The following is a 17357-nucleotide window of genomic DNA, read 5'->3' as shown; positions in this document are numbered from 1 at the left end:
GCCTTCATTAATTCCCAGCAATGTCGCTCACCCTTGCCGCGGGCTTAAGGGATGCGCTTGGTCCAGGCCTCCGTCGCGTACTTGTCCTCGACAAGTTTTTCCGCCTTCTCAAGGGAAGCGGCGCCTAGAGTTCCCGGCTGTGCGCCATAACGCGTGGAAAACTCGTTGACCATGGTCTTGATGATCTCCTCTCGGCCCACGCCGGTCTGTCGTCGCAGGGGATCCACGCGCTTATTCGCGGAAGCGATTCCCTTCGAGGAAATCTTTACCTTGCCGGTACGCAAAACCTCGAGCATCTTATCCGCGTCGATGTCGTAGCTCATCGTGGTGTGATGCAGCACCGCACCACGCCGCCGCTTCTGCGCCGCGCCGCCAATTTTGCCGCCATCCGAGGTGATGTCATTGATGGGGACGTACCAGGCATTGACGCCGTGCTTAGCCAGCGCCGCGAGCACCCAGCGGTCGAGATAGGCGTAGGAATCCTCGTAGGAATAGCCCGCGACGAGGGATTCAGGCGCATAAATCGAGTAGGTGATGCAGTTTCCGCCTTCCATGAACATGGCACCCCCGCCCGACATCCGCCGCACCGTGGTGATGCCATGCTTGACGACGCCCTCCTCCTCCAGCTCGTTACAGTAGGACTGGTAGGAGCCAAAAACGACCGCCTTGTCGTCCCACTCCCACATGCGCAGGGTGGGGCCGCGCTTTCCTGTGGCGACCTCGTCGAGCAGGACCTCGTCCAAGGCGACGTTGACGGGAGTGGGCAGCACGCCCGGCTGCAGGATTTCCCAGTTGTGGTCAACGAAGTCGGTGCCTCCGGATACGGCCCGCTTGACAGCCACGGCAACATCTCGCGTGCTAAATCCGTGTAGGGCCACCGGGGGATCGGAGGCGATGCGATCGAGCGCCGAGTCGAGTCGCGCGGTGAGCGCGGGGGTGGAATCGGTGATGGAGGAGCCGGCCAGTGCGGGTGCCAAGGCTTCAAAAGCAGCCTCTGGTTCGAGGAAGAAGTCTCCCGAAATCTGCGCTGCGACGATAACATCGTTTTCAGTTTCGAGGTCCACTACCAGCAGTTTTCCTTCTGGTGCTTTGAGTTCAAAATGGAGGGGTGTAGACATACTTACTTCAACAATTCTCTCTGTATAAGTGTTCCGCTTTCGGCTTTCAATTCTAGCTGTAGAGCCAGCACAGCCCGCGGGTGAGGCCACCCTCCCAGGCCGCCATCTCGTGCGCGGTTGAGGTGACTTCAAGGCGGGAGTCCACTCCTGCGGCCTCCAGCTCGCGCGCGACTGCTGGAGTATGAATCTCCAGGCCCATTCCCTCGTTTTTTCCTACCGTCATAAACACGCGCGTGCCAGCAGCTGCTAGAGCTGCGGCTGCGCCGTTGTGCAGATCCTCTGCGATAGATTCTCCCGCCTGCGCAGAACCGTGCGGGAACCAGTAGCTACCGGAGTTGGAGACTATCCTGCGGCACAGCCCCGGTTGAGCAATTGCAATATCTAGTGAGGTCAGCCCTCCCAAGCTCTGGCCGCTGAGAACCCGATGCGCAGGTGAGTACTGGGGGAAATGGGGTAGGAGAGTATCGGCAATGAAGGAGCGCATCAGGGGTGAACGGGAGAGTTCGGCGACGCGGTTAGCTGCTGTATCGATAGCCGCGATGCGAAAGCGCGGGAGCTTTCCCGCGGCATGCAGCCGGTGCAATGCCGCATCGAGCGGAGTGCGGATCCAATGGTGGGCGTCGAAAAGCACAAGCAGCTCCGTGGCATAGGCGGGGCCGGCTAGGTACACCTGGCGGCCGTCCAATTCCTCTGTGGACCACTGCGTGAGCGCGTCCCCCGTCTCCCAGCCGGGGGCGGCAGGCGCGGCAGGCATGACTATGCGCCCGCTCTCGGTGGGCTCGCGGGGAGGGTAGCGGTACTCGAGACTGTTATCGCCCTCGACCACGTTCTGGTAAAGCTGCATCCAGCGCGTGCGCAGGTCAAAGCTCGGGGAGTCGGTGTCCTCAGTAGTGCTTGCCGTGGCGGCATCAACCGGCACGATGCGATAGCTGGCGCGCAGGTCCTCAGGGACATCCACGGTATCGCGCCAGTGGCCGTCGGCGCCGCGTTCCATGGTGTTCAGGCGGGCATTGTGGTGATTGTGAACGCCACCGATGTGGAGATAGACGCGCGCAGCGTCGAAGGTGGGAATCCACTCGAAGTTGAGGGGGATGGTCTTAGACATGCCCCTTAGTTAAGCATAGGCAAACCTAAATTGTAACTAGCGGCGGTGGTGACCCCCGCGGCCATTCTCACGCGCTTGGCGACGCGCGCGCACCCGCGCCGACTCCGAAGAAAAACGGCCAGGAACATCCGCGGTGGGCAAAGCACGCCAGGAGAGCTTGTCCTGTCGAGGCATCGCCTTCACGAGCGCGGCCAAGTCTGGGCTGGCCTGTGCGCGGGTAGGGCGCCTGCTTCCGTGCGGCAGGCTCGCGGCAAAGTCCGCAGCAGGCAGGGAGACCTCCCAGACCTCCGGCTGGCCTTCAACTGCGGGAGCGCTGATGGCGGCGCGCTCGGAAGGCACCCGCAGCGCGGGAATCGAGGGGGCAAAAAGCTCAGCGCCGGGCAGGGGCAAATCGACGCCGATCCTGCCTCCTGCGCAATAGGCGCGGGCCGCAAAGAACTCCGGCGTGCCCTCGGCACGCTGGACCATCTCCGCTACTTCTTGCAGGTCTCGCCCTCCCGGGATGAGCCCTATGACGTAGCCTTCTGCCGTTGCTAGTAGATCGCCATCTACGGAGTCGAGAGTGACAATCATCTGCTCGGTTCCCATGGCTTTTAGCTGCTGCGGGCTGAGGTCTCCCACCGAGGTGTCTATGAGATGTCCCATCCCGCCGTTTAACAAGGTGGACCCAGAGGGCTGATCGTTGTGGGGTACCTGCCACGGCCCGAGTCCGAGGCTAACGCCTACCTCAAGTTCTCCCTCGACGATTTCCACGGTGGCAACCGTGGCGGGCCGTAAGCCCGATGCCCGCACTCTAGCCAGCTGCGGGAACTCCGCGGCCTCCAATTCATCAAGGTAACCTATGCAGCCAAAGGCGCAGCGTATCCGCCAGCCCTTGGACAGAGAATCGGGCTCGAGCTGTGCCTCGAGGCTCACCGGCCCCTGCGCCAAACCTGGGATGTCCAAAGCGGCATTGAGCAACGGATGGTCGAGGATTGCAAGGTGCTCGACGCCAAAGTAGCTACTAGCCAGCGGGTAAAGAGCCATTATTCCTCCCAGCACTTGCTCATTGAGCTACGAACCTTAGTGCATGTCCACACCAGTCTAAGCCTACGCACCGTCGTGTCAGTAAAGAAGTCTTCCTGCATCCCGTCCTCTTGCGCCCCGAGTCCCGCACCTTGCGTCCCTTCGCGGGCACCGAGGCGAGGTTCTTGCGCGGCAAGTGTGCCGTGTGTGTACGCGAAGGGACGGGGCGGGTGAGCGTGGGGAGGGCTCTTAGCGCTTGGACCACAAATAGTGTGCTCCCCAGCAGGAGATGAGCAGCAGCGGCAACATCCACCACGGAGCATTGGTCAGCTCCCAGGCGATGGTGGCGGCGAAGAACGGTGCGCGCTGGGAGGCGGCAAGCACTGCGGCCGCGCCGATGAGGGCGAAGCCGGAGGTGGAGAGGGCGTCGGCTGGCAGGTGGGGCAGCGCCAAGGCGATGCAGGCTCCGAGGGCCGCGCCAGTGGCCAACGAAGGGGTGAGCGTGCCGCCGACGGCCCCTGCCCGCAGGCAGGCGACGGTCAGCAGCGGCTTGCACAAGGCAAGCGCCAGGAAAATCTGCCACGAGCCCGACTGGCTAAAGGCTAGCGCCACGATGCCGAAGCCGTTACCAAGCACCTGCGGCAGGATAAGCGCGGTACAGGCGACGCCGGTTGCTGCAAGCGCCGTTGCAAGCGGTAGGTACCAGCGCGCCGGGGTGTGATGCGCCGCTGCGTAGTCCGCACCTCGCCGGAAGAGGAATCCGAGTCCTCCTCCGGCCACGGCGGCGATTAGGGACCAGAGAGCCATCCAGAGCACATGTGTGGGCGTGGGGCTGGGGGAGGGGAAGCTATAGAAAGGACCGTTGCCCACCACCGGCCAGGTGGTAATGGCGGCGACAAGTGACATCGCTATCACCACCGCCAAATTGCGGCGGGACTTCTTTATTCGAAGCACCTCAAAGGCGAAGACCGCGCCGGCAAAGGGAATGTTGTAGACCGCGGCCAAGCCTGCAGAAGCGGCTGCGGCAAGCAACAAGCGGCGTTCAGAGTCAGGAACGCCGGCGGCGAGGTTGTACTGGATGCAGCCGGCGATTTGGCGCGGAGCTTTCTCTCTGCCGAGGGAACTGCCGGTGCCGACGGCGAGGAGTTGGAGTGCGCCGTCGCCAAGCGTGCGCAGGGCGGGCAAAGCTCCGCCGTCACGCAAAGCCTGCTCCGGGGTTCGGACGGGAGCACTGGCGCGCAGGGCCCACCAGCCTAAACCTGCGAGCAGGCCACCGATGGCGGCGGTGAGAACCATGGGCCAGCCACCATGTGGGGAGGCTGAGATGAGCAATTCCGCGCTAAAGGTGGTGGCCATGCCGGTCAGGCCGGCTCCGAGACCGCCGAGCACGGTCCACGCTGCCAGTGCTCTCAAGCGCATGGTGCTAAGAACTCGCCGCGGAGCGCTCGATTTCCAGCGCTTGCGCAGAACGGGCAGGCCGGGCGCGGCGGCCGCGCAGAGCCTGCAGCCCCATGACAATGGCGACGACGGCCGCGCCGATGATAAGCCCGCAGATCATCGACAGGCCGGTATCAACGAGCCAAGACAGAACGGAATTCTCTATGGATTGTCCGAGGTGATGGATGACTTCATAGGGCTGCGCCAAACCAAACTCGTGGGTTCCCTTGACCAGGATATGGCCGCCGACCCACAGCATGGCGAAGGTTCCGATGACTCCGATGGTAGAGAGGACGAAAGGCATGCCCTTGACTAGCGCGGTGCCGAGCGCGGAGGTGCCCTGGCCACGCCTGAGCATGCCGAGGCCGATATCATCCATCTTGACCAGAACGCCTACGGCGCCGTAGACGCCCAAGGTCAAGATGATGCCGACGACGATGAGCGTGGCCAGCCGCAGCCAGAAAGGCTGGTCGAGCACCTCATTGAGGGAGATGACCATGATCTCTGCGGAGAGGATGAGATCAGTCCTGATGGCCGAGCGTACGAGGCGGTTCTCCGCGTCTTTAGCAGACTCGTTGGCGTGCTCCTCGTCATGCTCGCCAGTGTGGCCTGGTCGAAAGAAGTGATAGATCTTCTCCGCGCCTTCGAAGCACAGGTAGGTGCCGCCAAGCATGAGGATCGGGGTCAAGGCCCAAGGGGCTAACCAGGACAGCAGCAGGGCGATGGGCAAGATGATGATGAGCTTGTTGACCAAGGAGCCCTTGGTGATGCGCCAAATCATGGACAGTTCACGAGCGGGCGAGACGCCGTCGACGTACTGAGGGGTGACAGCGGCGTCATCGACGACGACGCCGGCTGCCTTGATAGAGGTTTTGCCGGCGAGACTGGCGACGTCGTCAGCGCTTGCGGCAGCGGTGCGGGCGATGAGAGCGACGTCATCGAGCAGCGCTAAAAGACCACCTGACATGGTGAGATTCCTTCGGTCATGAAGAGCTAATTTTAGGTACCGCGTCTACTTTAGCCAAGGCTAGCCGCGAGCGCCCTAGGGAGCAGGGAAAAGCTCGACGTGATCTGCCCACGTTAAGGGAGCTCCGGCGCTGGCGAGCCAGGCCATGGCATCATCGCCGTGGCGGGTGATTCCTTCGACCGCGTTGAGGGTGGCCTCAATGGCCTTTTCCGCGTCCGCTGCAGTGATGTATCCGGTAGAGGTGGCAGCGGCGAGCTCGTCAATGTCTACGACCTCGACTGGTTCACCCGTGTTGGAAATGAGATCCACGTAGAGATCACGCGTGGTCCACACACCATCGCGCTGGGTGGTTTCGGCCACGTCGAGGTAGAACTCCTGGTGCTCTTCAATGCCTGGGCGAAAGTGGAAGATATTGGCGCGCAGTCCGAGGCCAGGCAGCAGCCAAGACTCGAGGTAGCCAAAGCGTGGGTGGTCTGCGCCGCGGGCCATGTAAAGGCCGAAGTCAGTCTGGCGGTAGACATCGACCTCGCGTACGAAGCCTTTGGGATCGATGTTAACCGAGCCTTCGACGTCGAAGGTCTCCCGCTTGACGGGGTGAAGATCCACGCCAGCCATCTACTTGACCTCGAAGAATGCGGCAGTAGGAGCAAAGGCACAGGAGGCGTCTTGAGTATTGACGGAGCCCTCCAGGAGCCCGACGACGGTGCCCTTTCCGGTGGCGGCGCGACCCGAAACGGTGGTGGGCCCGTCGGCGTTGATTCCGTTATTGAATAGCGGGGTGATGCCTGCTTGGAGGGTGTCGATATTAAACCAACGCACGTGCATTCCGCCCTGGTCAGCGGCAGCGGGGGAGGTGCCGAGCGCAGTGAAGAGGAACACGCTCTCGCCCTCACCGGCGCCGGGGGCGGGGATTTGCGTGGGGCCGGGCACGGCAATAGCCGAGCCCATGGCGTCCGATTGTCCGCCGATGCACTTGGCAGACACGGTGGGCCAATAGAACTGACGGAATTCCGGGCCGGGACCGTCTACCAAGGCCGGTCCCTGGCCGGCGCCGCCCTCTCCGAGGCTGAAGGCTAGTGCGGAGAGGATGGCGTTGCGGGCGTCCAGCGGGATCCAGGGCTGCGCCGCGAATGCGCGTATACGTTCTTGAGTCTCGGGGTTAGGGCGACCGAGCTCGTCGAGGGGGCTGTTGGCCGAGAGCGAGGCGCTGATGGCCTGCAGGTCGGGGGCAGATGCTTGAGCGGGAGAGAACAGGGGCGAGGCGATCCCGATGAGAGCCGCGGTGGTTGCAGCAACGATGCCGACTCGGGCGGGAAAGCGCGTGGAGAGGGTAGCTGTGCTCACGGTTTATCAGGATCCTTGGAAAAGTAGGGTATGAATTGTTGCGGAAAACACTCTCGCGGCAAATGGGCCGGCGACGCATGCGTGACGCCGCTGCGGATCTGCCTTAACGTGCGTCACAATAGTATCTACTGCAACAGTATTCACTTTTTCGGCGTAGTCAAGTGAAAACATGACCACTACGTCATATTTCGTGCGGAGCCGCAATTGTGTTACACGGGTGGTGCGCGGGGGAAAGTAGCTTTCCCAATGCTGCGATATCTGGGTTTTCGGAGTAGTGTTGGTGCCCGTTCTAAAACCTATAGGCGCACCGCGCTTGCTGATCCTTAAAAGGAGCACCCCACTAGTGACTAATACCGAGTTCCGTAACGTCGCCATCGTCGCGCACGTCGACCACGGCAAGACCACCCTCGTCAACGGAATGCTTGAGCAGTCCGGCGCTTTCGGTGACCACGGCGAACACACGGATCGAGTCATGGACTCCAATGACCAGGAGCGCGAGCGCGGCATCACCATTCTGGCGAAGAATACCGCCATTACCCGCAAGGGCCTGGGCAAAGACGGTGGCGATCTCATCATCAACGTCATCGACACCCCGGGCCACGCCGACTTCGGCGGCGAAGTTGAGCGCGGTATCTCGATGGTGGACGGCGTCGTCCTGCTTGTTGACGCCTCTGAGGGACCCCTCCCACAGACCCGCTTCGTCCTTACCAAGGCCCTCGAAGCCAAGCTTCCCGTCATCATCTGTGTGAACAAGACCGACCGTCCCGATGCCCGCATCGACGAGGTTGTCTCCGAGTCCCAGGACCTGCTGCTGGAAATCGCAGCCGGCCTCGACGATGAGGACGCAGCTCTGGCTGCTGAGGATCTCCTCGACCTGCCAGTTCTTTATGCATCCGGCCGCGCAGGTGTTGCCTCAACCGTCAACCCGGGCGATGGAAACGTTCCCGAGGGCAAGGACCTCCAGCCTTTGTTCGACGTGATTTACCACGTCTTGCCGGAGCCCTCCGCAAACGCTGATGCACCGCTGCAGGCGCACGTCACCAACCTTGACTCCGATGACTTCCTCGGCCGTATTGCGTTGCTGCGCATCTACGCCGGCAAGATTCGCAAGGGTCAGCAGGTGGCCTGGATCCACTATGACGAAGATGACAACGAGCACATCAAGACCGTTAAGGTCGCCGAGCTGCTGCGTACCGTCGGCTTTGAGCGTCAGCCCACCGAGGAAGCTATTGCTGGCGATATCGTTGCCATCTCCGGTATCTCCGACATCATGATCGGTGACACCATCGCCGATCCGGAGCACCCCGTCGCTTTGCCGCGTATCACCGTTGACGAGCCTGCTATCTCGATGACCATTGGCGTTAACACCTCTCCTCTGGCCGGTCAGGGCGGCGGCGATAAGCTGACCGCGCGTGTCATCAAGGCTCGCCTCGAGCAGGAGCTCATCGGTAACGTGTCCCTGCGCGTCCTGCCCACTGAGCGTCCTGACGCTTGGGAGGTCCAGGGCCGCGGCGAGATGGCGCTGTCCGTTCTCATCGAGTCGATGCGCCGTGAAGGCTTCGAGCTGACCGTGGGCAAGCCGCAGGTTGTTACTCAGGTCATCGATGGCAAGACCATGGAACCCTACGAGATCCTCACCATCGATTCCCCCTCGGAGTTCCAGGGTGCCATCACTCAGCTGCTGGCCGCCCGCAAGGGCCAGATGCAGGCCATGGATGTCCGCGAAGGAAATTGGGTGCGCATGATCTTCCGTGTGCCCGCTCGTGGCCTCATCGGCTTCCGTACCCAGTTCCTCACGGAGACCCGCGGCGCCGGTATCGCTAACTCCATCGCCGATGGTCTCGATGTGTGGGCCGGAGACATCAAAGCCCGCGCTACCGGTTCCTTGATCGCAGACCGTTCCGGCCAGATCACCGCTTATGCGCTGATGCAGCTCTCCGATCGCGGCGACTTCTTCGTCGAGCCGGGCACCGAGGCTTATGAAGGTATGGTCGTCGGCGCGAATAACCGCGACGAGGACATGGACATCAACATCACTAGGGAGAAGAAGCTGACCAATATGCGCTCGGCCACCGCCGACGCCACGGTCACCCTGGCCAAGGCTCGCAACCTCTCCCTTGAAGAGGCTCTCGAGTTCTGTGGCAACGATGAGTGCATTGAGGTTGCCCCGCACGTGCTGCGCGTGCGCAAGGTCGACCTCTCCGCCACCGATCGTAAGCGCGCTGCTGCGCGCGCAAAGCAGCTCAAGAAGTAAAGAACCCTTAACGCTCAAGCGGCATCCTCGTCTTATCGGCGGGGGCGCCGCTTTTGGTGTCTTGTGTCCTCCACCGCGACTAGAGTGGTGCAGGAAAGATCGGGAGACAGCAGAATTGGCAGAGAAATGGAGGCTACCCGTGCGCACAACGCTCGGTGTTCTATGCGTGTCGGCGGTCATAGCGCTGAGCGCCTGTTCAGCGAACCCGGGACCCCCTCCTGTTGTACAGGAAGAGGATAAGGATTCTTCGGCCAACTCTACGGCTACCTCGACCACACCCGCGCCGGAGGAAGAACCAGCGCAGACCCGTTCCACTGTGGCCATCGGGGTCGACCCTTTGCGCGGCGGCCTGAACCCGCACCTGGTAGCAAATAACTCCGAGTTGGTGTCGCAGATTTCTGATCTGGTTCTTCCTTCTGCCTTCCACGGCGAACAGATGGACTCCGATGTTTTGGAGTCGGCGGAGGAGATTCCGGCTCCGGAGGGCGTCGTCCAGCGCGTGCGCTACACCATTGCCTCGCCCGCGCAGTGGTCGGATGGGACGCCCATTAGCGGCGCGGACTTCGACTACCTGTGGAAGCACGTGAGCGCGACGGCCGGCGTCAACAACGCGGCGGGGTATAGGGCGATTTCTGCCGTGCGTACCACTGAGGGCGGCCGAGTCGTCACGGTGGATTTTAAGGAGCGCTTGGCGGAGTGGAAGCTGCTTTTTAATGACCTTTTGCCCTCTCACCTTCTGGAGAATTACGATTTCAACTCGGCTTTATCCAATGGCATCCCAGCCTCAGCCGGGCGCTATCTCGTCGAGAACGTCGATCGTGGACGCGGCGTCATCACCCTTAACCGCAATGACCGTTTCTGGGGCCAGAACCCAGCCCAGATCGACGTCATCCAGCTGCGCTCGGTGCGAGACTCCACCCAGGCGGTCAATATGCTGCGTTCGGGCCAAGTCGGCTTTGTCGATCTAACGCCCCAACAGACCAGCCTGGAGGCCCTAGGGCTGCTCGACGGCGTCACCGCCGCCCCTATAACTCGTCCCCGGCAGCTGCGCCTGCACTTATCCGCCCAACCCGGAGCACTCCCGGAGGAAGGAGAGCGGCGTGCGCTTGCCTCTTATATTGATACTGCACAGGTGGCTAGGCTGTCCTCTGGGCGCGCATCCGAGCTTAAACCCGGGGCTAACCCGGTAAGCAGAGATGTTGATCATCTTCCTCTGCGCGAGCGGGCAGGCCGCCAGCCCATTCGCATCGCGGCTGATCCCACAGACGCCCTGGGGCTGCAAGCCGCGCACGTTATCGTGGACGTGCTCGCGGAGCAGGGGATTGACGCTGAAGTTGTCAGCGAGCGCCTCACCACCATCACCTCGGATCTTTTGCCCAATGGTCGCGTGGATGGAGTCATCACCTGGGAGGATACCGCAGTGAACTCGATTTCCCTTGCCAGTCTTTTTGATTGCGCAAAGCAACAACCGCTGGCTGGAGACCTCTCGGGATATTGTCCCGCAGACGCTGCGAAAGAAAAAGTGGACATTTTATCCGGACAGGTATCTACGGAGTCTGCTCAGAAGACCGCGCAGGATCTCAACTCAGCTCAAGTGCTCTACGTTCCCCTGTTTGATGAGGTTAGAGTGCACGCGCTTGGCCGAGGTATCGTGGGTCCTGGCCAAAGCATTGAGGATTGGGAGCAAGGTTTGGTTACCGCCCCGAGTTGGAGGATCGATGAAGAATAGAGACCTAAACGGTCGCCGCGTCGTGGCCGTTTTTGCCCACCCCGATGATGAAACGCTTTTTATGGGAGGCACCCTCGCTGACCTCGCCGCCCGCGGTGCGGACGTCACGGTTATCACCGTCACGCTCGGCGAGTTAGGGGAGATCATCGGAGAGCCCTACCAGGGCCTCATCGCCTCCGATCAGCTCGGCGGATACCGTGCTGCCGAGCTGGCGCACGCCTTGGGGGCGCTGGACGTGCACGGGCTGCAGCTGGGAGGGTTTGGCTTCTTCCACGATTCTGGAATGGCTGGCTCGCCGGACCACGACAACCCGCGCGCCTTGGTCAACCGTATCGACGAGGCGGTCGCGCTCTTGCGCGAACAATTCGCTATCCTCGCCCCCGATGTTATCTTTACCTTCGGGCCAGACGGTGGTTACGGGCACCCCGATCACATCGCTGTGAATCAGGCAGTGCACCGCGCCGCTGCGGATGAGCAACGCATCTGGTGGCCGGTATTCGAGGCCACAGCCATCGACGAAGCTCTAGAGGCTGTCGAGCCTCCGCTCGGCTGGTCTTTGCCGGACCGCGCCTATTTGGATAACTTCACCAACTCGGGCGCGGACGTGGTCTACCAACTACCCGCAGCGGCTTTTGCCGCCAAGCGCGCGGCAATGAGTGCACATGCCACACAGATCTGGGTGGCGGACGGTACCGTTACTCGGGTGAATCCGCACGCCGCCTTCGCTGGCCTGCGTAATCCGGGCCTGGCCCCGGCAGCCTACGGATTGTCCAACCTTTTAGTCATGCCGCTTCTTGACAGCGAACACTTCCAGCTGGGTAACGGTTCTGCTTCCCACGTCGTGGTGGAGCCATGTTAGTGCGCAAAGACTTTGATCGCGCGGAGGTAGTGACCGGCATCCTCTGGTTGTGCATCGGGGCGCTGCTTTCGCTGTTCTTGGAGGCTATCTACCTCACCGCGCGTATCCCGCTGCCTGGGGGAGCGAGCGTCATTTTCCCCGTGACGATTCTCATCGCTTTCTGGTTTAACAGTGTGTTAACTCGCACAGCAAAACTTTGGAGTGATAGTGCCTACATCGTTGCTTTACCTTTGGTGGCGTGGATCGCGGGCTATGGCGTTTTCCTGCTGCTAGCTGCCACGAGCGGAGACCAAGTGCTGGCCAGTAGCGTTCGCTCCTTGTTGCTGTTATTCGCCGGGATAGTGGGGGGCGTTTGGCCTTTCTTCCGACAAAAGTGACATACTAATAACCATCCCAAAACCCGTGAGAACAGGAAGTTTTAGCACCCCATGACTTACACAATCGCCCAGCCTTGTGTTGACGTGATGGATCGAGGCTGCGTCGAAGAATGCCCGGTCGATTGCATCTACGAGGGTAAGCGTTCGCTTTACATCCACCCCGACGAGTGCGTTGATTGCGGCGCCTGCGAGCCCGCCTGCCCCGTCGAGGCAATCTTCTACGAAGATGACGTTCCCGATGAGTGGATCGCATACAACGATGCCAACGCCGCCTTCTTCGACGACCTTGGCTCCCCAGGGGGAGCGGCCGCGCTCGGACCGCAGGACTTTGACGTCCCGATGATTGCCGCCCTTCCCCCCCAAAACCAGGAGTAAACATGTCACGTACCGCTCTGGGCTCCGTCCTTCCGGACTTTCCCTGGGACTCGCTTGCTGGTGCCAAAGCACAGGCACAGCAGCATCCCGGAGGAATCGTCGACCTATCGGTGGGCAATCCTGTTGACCCGGTAGCGCCAGGCGTACAGCTCGCGTTGTCCGCAGCGGCAGAGGCTCCGGGCTATCCGCAGACTGCAGGCACGCCGGAGCTGAGGGAGGCCATAGCCCAGTCGCTCAAGCGGCGATACGGTATGGAGCCCGGGGCGGTACTGCCAGTTATCGGCACCAAGGAAGCGATTGCCTGGCTACCCACTCTGCTGGGCATGCGCGGGCAGACGGTTGCTTTCCCCACCGTGGCCTATCCCACCTATGAGGTCGGTGCGCTCATCGCAGGCGCCACGCCATTGCGCGCAGACAAAGACTTCGCAGACGCCTCGCTGGTGTTTATCAACTCGCCTTCGAACCCGACTGGCAAGGTCCTTTCCCTCGAGGAGCTCAAGGATATCGTCTCCTGGGCCCGCACCCATGGCGCGATCATTGCCTCCGACGAGTGCTATATCGGGCTCGGCTGGAACGATGAAAAGCAGCCGATCTCCATTCTGGATCCCCGCGTCAGCGGCGGAGACAACACAGGCCTTATCGCGATGCACTCGCTGTCGAAGTCCGCGAATATGGCCTCTTACCGCGCGGGATTCTTTGCGGGGGATGAAAAGCTCATCGCCGAGTTGCTCGAGGTACGCAAGCACGCGGGGCTTATCGTTCCCGGCCCGATCCAGGCAGCCATGGTCGCCGCCTTGAATGATGATGATTCCGAGGCGCTTCAAAAGCAGCGCTACGCCGCTCGGCGGGCGAAGCTGATGCGTGCCCTCATCGAAGCCGGTTTTGACATCGAGCATTCGGACGCTGGTCTCTATCTTTGGGCCACCCGCGGCGAGGACTGCCGCGATACCATCGATTGGTTGGCGCAGCGTGGCATCTTGGCCGCCCCCGGAGATTTCTACGGCCCGGCGGGTCAGAAGTTCGTGCGCATTGGGCTCAACGGCACCGATGAACGCGTGGACGCAGCCGTTTCTCGCCTGGCTTGATTGGCTCTCGCGAGGGAATCTCGCCGCGCAAGACAGTGCTCCACGGCATCGTCCCGCCCAGCCCACAGTACTGGGCGGCGCGCGCTGGCGATTCGCCCTTTGCCTCGGGGGAGCTTCTTCGCCCCGGAACCGTGCTCCCCAAGCCCATTCCGGCGTGGTACCACCCGGATGTCCCGCCCGAGCGGCCCATTCCGTACACCTACCGGCACCTGCTTGTCGACGACGACCTTATCGTCGTCGACAAGCCCCACTTCCTGCCCACGACCTCTAACGGGCGCCTTGTGCGCGAGACCCTCCAGACGCGCCTGCGGGTGGAGTTCGGGGAAGATGACATCGTCCCTTTGCATCGTCTTGACCGCCTGACCAGCGGGGTAGTGGTGTGCTCGCGTAGGCCGGCCACGCGTGCGGCCTATCAACGGATCTTTTTAGAAGGCGCGGCGCGTAAGTATTACCGGGCCTTCGTCAAGCGGCCCCTATACGTCGATGGCAGCGTGGAGCTGCGTCTGCTCAAGACCCCGGGACGGCGGCAGGTCAAGGTCGACGCCGCAGGCAAGCGGGCAGTGACCCGGCTGCGTGCTGCGGGTAATGAAGTAGACCTATGGCCGGAGACGGGGCGGACGCATCAGCTGCGGGTCACCCTGGCGCATCTGGGTTCTCCCATCGTGGGGGATGATACCTATCCCGTCGATACCGGGCTGGACCTTTATGACTTCCGGCAGCCTCTGTTGCTGCAGCATGCTGCGATTAGTTTCACAGATCCACTAACGGGCGCGCCCCGTGAATTTGTTTCAAAGTGGCCCTTGCAGAGTACACTCAAATAGCTAATGTAAGAGAACCTGGAAGGATACCGAATGGCTGATCTCAGTCTCGCGCGCCTCGCCACCAATTTCGGGCAATTCCTGAAGTTTGGCATCGTCGGTGGGTCAGGGACCTTGGTCAACCTGCTAGTAGTCTTCCTTTCGAAGAAGATTGCTTGGTGGACCGCTGGCATCACTTACCAGGATGCTTTCATGAATCTCTTTGGTTCGGTATTCCACATCCGCTGGTACCACGTTTTTATGACCATTGCTTTCATCGTGGCGAATACCTGGAACTATCAGATTAACCGCATGTGGACCTTCAAGTCCGTGAGCAGATACTCCTGGGTCCGCGGCTTTTTTCCTTTCTTGCTCACGGGGCTCGGGGCTTTCGTAGTCAGCCAGATCATCATGACCTTGCTGATGAACCCCGTTTCACCCATTGGCCTTCCGGATCATATTTTCGACGATTCCACCGGCCTGCGCACCAAGCTCTATTGGGGAACCGCCATTTCCATCATCGTGGCTATGCCATTTAACTTCGTCATCAATAAGCTGTGGACCTTCCGCTCCAAGCCCAAGGCTCCCGTCGTAGTCTCGGACGTTAATCCGCGTTAGTTTCGCCTTCTTTCGGCCCTTCACCCTCTCCTCCGTCCTCTGCTTCGCCCCTTCGCGGGCGCGGAGGAGAGGAATTTGCGCGGAAGTTTGCCTTTCTGTGCCAGCGAAGGGGCACGCTGGGCGGACTCGCAACTAGAAGCGGGCCAACCTAAAGGCAAGCATGCCAATGCCAGGCCGGACTGAGCGCGGAGAAAGGCAGTCGCGGATTCAGTCGGCGTTTCTGTTCAACCGCACAGATAATTTGCGCTATCACCTCATCGAAGTGATAGCGCACGCAATCTGCTGTAAAGCGCAGCACGGTACATCCTGCCAATGTAGCAGCATTAGCCTTCAAGCGGTCCTTGACAAAGGATCGGTGGTCACTGTGATGAGTGAAACCGTCAATTTCCACCAAGACTCTTCCTATCCGCAGGTCAAAGCGGTACCCGGCGATGCTTTGATTATGGGCTACCTTGAGTCCTGTGCGTTTGAGCCGCCGCGAAACTGAGACCTCCGGTGGGCTATCCGCGCCTATCGCGCACCGGCGAATCGCGGCTTGTACTCCCGCGGGCACGCGACGCATTCTGCGCTTATCCCGCTCCAGTCGCTGCGGCCCCTCCTTGCCGCGGTAGTGTTGCTCGAGCATCGAATCGCAGCCCCGCGGGACCTTCCGGGCGGCCCATAGAGGCTCGATGACTGGCCACGCGCCGTGGCGGCTCACCGCGCGCAGCCTGGAGCGCGTTACTTTAAAGCCCGGACCCGCAATCGTGCGCGGCCCTTCGGCCTCCAGCGGGAAAGTCAGCCTCTTTCCGAGAAAAATCTCAGAGGCAGTCTTGCCTGTAAAAGCAATTCGCACCAGCCCAACGACCAGCGCCCGCGCCACAGCCGCGGCGTCCACCTTGCCCTCCACAAAAATGCCGCGGTGGATGCGATGGAGCGTACCTTCCGCCACCTTTTTAGCGAGGGCGCGCTTGCCGACGCCGCTCTCCCTTAACATTGCCGTAGTCCATACCCCCATATCAGCAAGGCTATGCCTCGGCTTTGAGCGAGAGCAATGCCGAGATCGTGCCCTGTGGATAACTTCCCAGACGCATCTGGCGCTAACAAGCCACTGCTTCTACTCGCCACCTCCCGCCGAGACCCTCCCCGCCGGCCCGAGTTGCGCCTTCGCGAGCACACAGGGCGGATGGGCAACACAAAAATCCGCCCCCCGTGCCCGCGAAGGGACACTTGGAGGCGGAAGGCTGGAGGCGGAAGGCAGAAGGAGCAGGGTCCGCAGGGGAGCGGCTCTAGTTCTTGTGCAGATCCTGGTTCAGCGCGACGGCAGCGGTCTTCCACTCGACGGCCTCGACTGCACCGCTGACAGAGTTGCGGCGTAGAACGAAGCCGGAGCCTCCGGAGAGCTGAGAGCCCTTAACCGTTGTGCCTTCCTCGACACCGAGAACCTCGGCGACCTTGCCGTGCACGGTGATCTTGGTGCCGGCGGTGACGTAGAGGCCGGCTTCGACAACAGCGTCGTCCCCAAGCGAGATGCCGATGCCTGAGTTGGCGCCGAGTAGGCAGCGCTTGCCAAGCGAGATGACTTCCTTGCCGCCGCCGGAGAGCGTGCCCATGATGGAGGCTCCGCCTCCGACATCAGAGCCGTCACCGACAACGACACCAGCCGAAACACGGCCCTCGATCATGGAGGTACCAAGCGTGCCGGCGTTGTAATTGACAAAGCCTTCATGCATCACGGTCGTGCCCTCGGCGAGGTAGGCGCCGAGGCGGACGCGGTCGGCGTCGGCAATGCGTACGCCGGTGGGAACGACGTAGTCGACCATGCGAGGGAACTTGTCTACAGAGAAGACAATGACTGGACCGCGCGAGGCGAGACGCCCGCGCACCATCTGGAAATCAGAAACGGCACAGGGGCCGTAGTTGGTCCAGACAACGTTGGCGAGGTGGCCGAAGATGCCGTCGAGGTTCAGTCCGTGAGGCTTGACTGCGCGGTGGGAGAGTAGGTGGAGACGCAGATAGACATCGTAGGTGTCGACGGGAGCGTCATCGAGGTCGGCGATGGAAGTCTCCACGGCGACGCGAGCGACGCCGCGCTCCTCATCGGGGCCTGCCAGCGCTGCGAACTGCTGTGGCGTCTCGGAGAGACGAACCGTTCCGGTCTTTTCTAACGACTGGTCGGTGTGGACCGCGGGGAACCAGACATCGAGGACCGTTCCGTCGTGAGTGATGGTGGCCAAGCCGCGTGCGGATGCTGAAGTCATAGAAATTAAGAGCCTTAGTCAAGATGGAAAGTAGTCACAGAAAAGCA

The 17357-nt window shown here is 61.5% G+C and carries 17 protein-coding genes; 8 read left to right on the top strand and 9 right to left on the bottom strand.

What is annotated here, in order from left to right:
- Positions 1 to 44: 44 nt before the first annotated feature.
- From B2696_RS00830 to B2696_RS00800, 7 genes are all read right to left on the bottom strand, one after another.
- The gene (locus tag B2696_RS00830; protein WP_286953347.1) at positions 45 to 1118 is read right to left on the bottom strand and encodes a lipoate--protein ligase family protein; all 1074 of its coding nucleotides are present in this window, start codon (positions 1116 to 1118) and stop codon (positions 45 to 47) included.
- A gap of 52 nt (positions 1119 to 1170) precedes the next feature.
- Positions 1171 to 2223 carry an enterochelin esterase domain-containing protein gene (locus B2696_RS00825; protein ID WP_286953345.1) on the bottom strand — a complete coding sequence of 351 codons (1053 nt, stop codon included), beginning with the start codon at positions 2221 to 2223 and terminating at the stop codon, positions 1171 to 1173.
- A 36-nt stretch (positions 2224 to 2259) separates the two neighbouring features.
- Positions 2260 to 3249: a hypothetical protein gene (locus tag B2696_RS00820; protein ID WP_286953344.1), complete on the bottom strand. Its 990-nt coding sequence runs from the start codon at positions 3247 to 3249 to the stop codon at positions 2260 to 2262.
- 228 nt (positions 3250 to 3477) lie between these two features.
- On the bottom strand, positions 3478 to 4647 hold the full coding sequence (locus B2696_RS00815) for a chloride channel protein (protein ID WP_286953340.1): 1170 nt from the start codon (positions 4645 to 4647) through the stop codon (positions 3478 to 3480).
- Between the two features lie 4 nt (positions 4648 to 4651).
- Positions 4652 to 5632, bottom strand: coding sequence for a DUF808 domain-containing protein (locus tag B2696_RS00810; RefSeq protein WP_286953338.1), 981 nt, complete (start codon positions 5630 to 5632; stop codon positions 4652 to 4654).
- Positions 5633 to 5707: 75 nt separating this feature from the next.
- Complete coding sequence (locus B2696_RS00805) at positions 5708 to 6247, bottom strand: DUF402 domain-containing protein (protein WP_276623507.1); 540 nt, start codon at positions 6245 to 6247, stop codon at positions 5708 to 5710.
- A complete protein-coding gene (locus B2696_RS00800) occupies positions 6248 to 6976 on the bottom strand; it encodes a hypothetical protein (RefSeq protein WP_286953336.1) in 729 nt (242 codons plus the stop codon).
- Between the two features lie 343 nt (positions 6977 to 7319).
- Here B2696_RS00800 and typA point away from each other — a divergent pair, with 343 nt between their 5' ends.
- The 8 genes from typA to B2696_RS00760 all read left to right on the top strand — a co-directional run bounded on the left by typA (position 7320) and on the right by B2696_RS00760 (position 15070).
- Positions 7320 to 9230: a translational GTPase TypA gene (typA, locus tag B2696_RS00795; protein ID WP_075729552.1), complete on the top strand. Its 1911-nt coding sequence runs from the start codon at positions 7320 to 7322 to the stop codon at positions 9228 to 9230.
- 139 nt (positions 9231 to 9369) lie between these two features.
- Positions 9370 to 10959: an ABC transporter family substrate-binding protein gene (locus B2696_RS00790; protein WP_286953333.1), complete on the top strand. Its 1590-nt coding sequence runs from the start codon at positions 9370 to 9372 to the stop codon at positions 10957 to 10959.
- Positions 10949 to 11818 (top strand): PIG-L family deacetylase, encoded by an 870-nt coding sequence (locus B2696_RS00785; protein WP_075729554.1) that lies wholly within the window; start codon positions 10949 to 10951, stop codon positions 11816 to 11818. The genes B2696_RS00790 and B2696_RS00785 overlap by 11 nt, the downstream gene beginning before the upstream one ends.
- Complete coding sequence (locus B2696_RS00780) at positions 11818 to 12195, top strand: hypothetical protein (RefSeq protein ID WP_286953383.1); 378 nt, start codon at positions 11818 to 11820, stop codon at positions 12193 to 12195. Before B2696_RS00785 ends, B2696_RS00780 begins: the two co-directional genes overlap by 1 nt.
- A gap of 51 nt (positions 12196 to 12246) precedes the next feature.
- Positions 12247 to 12570, top strand: a complete 324-nt coding sequence (fdxA, locus tag B2696_RS00775; protein WP_075729556.1) for a ferredoxin — start codon at positions 12247 to 12249, stop codon at positions 12568 to 12570.
- 2 nt (positions 12571 to 12572) lie between these two features.
- On the top strand, positions 12573 to 13655 hold the full coding sequence (gene dapC / locus B2696_RS00770; RefSeq protein ID WP_286953328.1) for a succinyldiaminopimelate transaminase: 1083 nt from the start codon (positions 12573 to 12575) through the stop codon (positions 13653 to 13655).
- A complete protein-coding gene (locus B2696_RS00765) occupies positions 13652 to 14476 on the top strand; it encodes a pseudouridine synthase (protein WP_376778850.1) in 825 nt (274 codons plus the stop codon). The genes dapC and B2696_RS00765 overlap by 4 nt, the downstream gene beginning before the upstream one ends.
- A 30-nt stretch (positions 14477 to 14506) precedes the next feature.
- Complete coding sequence (locus B2696_RS00760; RefSeq protein WP_075729558.1) at positions 14507 to 15070, top strand: GtrA family protein; 564 nt, start codon at positions 14507 to 14509, stop codon at positions 15068 to 15070.
- 148 nt (positions 15071 to 15218) lie between these two features.
- Here the strand turns inward: B2696_RS00760 and B2696_RS00755 are convergent, their stop codons facing one another.
- Positions 15219 to 16046: an endonuclease domain-containing protein gene (locus B2696_RS00755; RefSeq protein ID WP_286953324.1), complete on the bottom strand. Its 828-nt coding sequence runs from the start codon at positions 16044 to 16046 to the stop codon at positions 15219 to 15221.
- A 292-nt stretch (positions 16047 to 16338) separates the two neighbouring features.
- The gene (gene dapD, locus B2696_RS00750; RefSeq protein ID WP_286953322.1) at positions 16339 to 17310 is read right to left on the bottom strand and encodes a 2,3,4,5-tetrahydropyridine-2,6-dicarboxylate N-succinyltransferase; all 972 of its coding nucleotides are present in this window, start codon (positions 17308 to 17310) and stop codon (positions 16339 to 16341) included.
- Positions 17311 to 17357: the final 47 nt, after the last annotated feature.

The sequence above is a fragment of the Corynebacterium sp. UBA4397 genome (assembly GCF_002390965.1).
In the GTDB taxonomy this organism is placed as follows: domain Bacteria; phylum Actinomycetota; class Actinomycetes; order Mycobacteriales; family Mycobacteriaceae; genus Corynebacterium; species Corynebacterium flavescens.
This window is presented reverse-complemented; position numbering and strand designations above follow the sequence as displayed.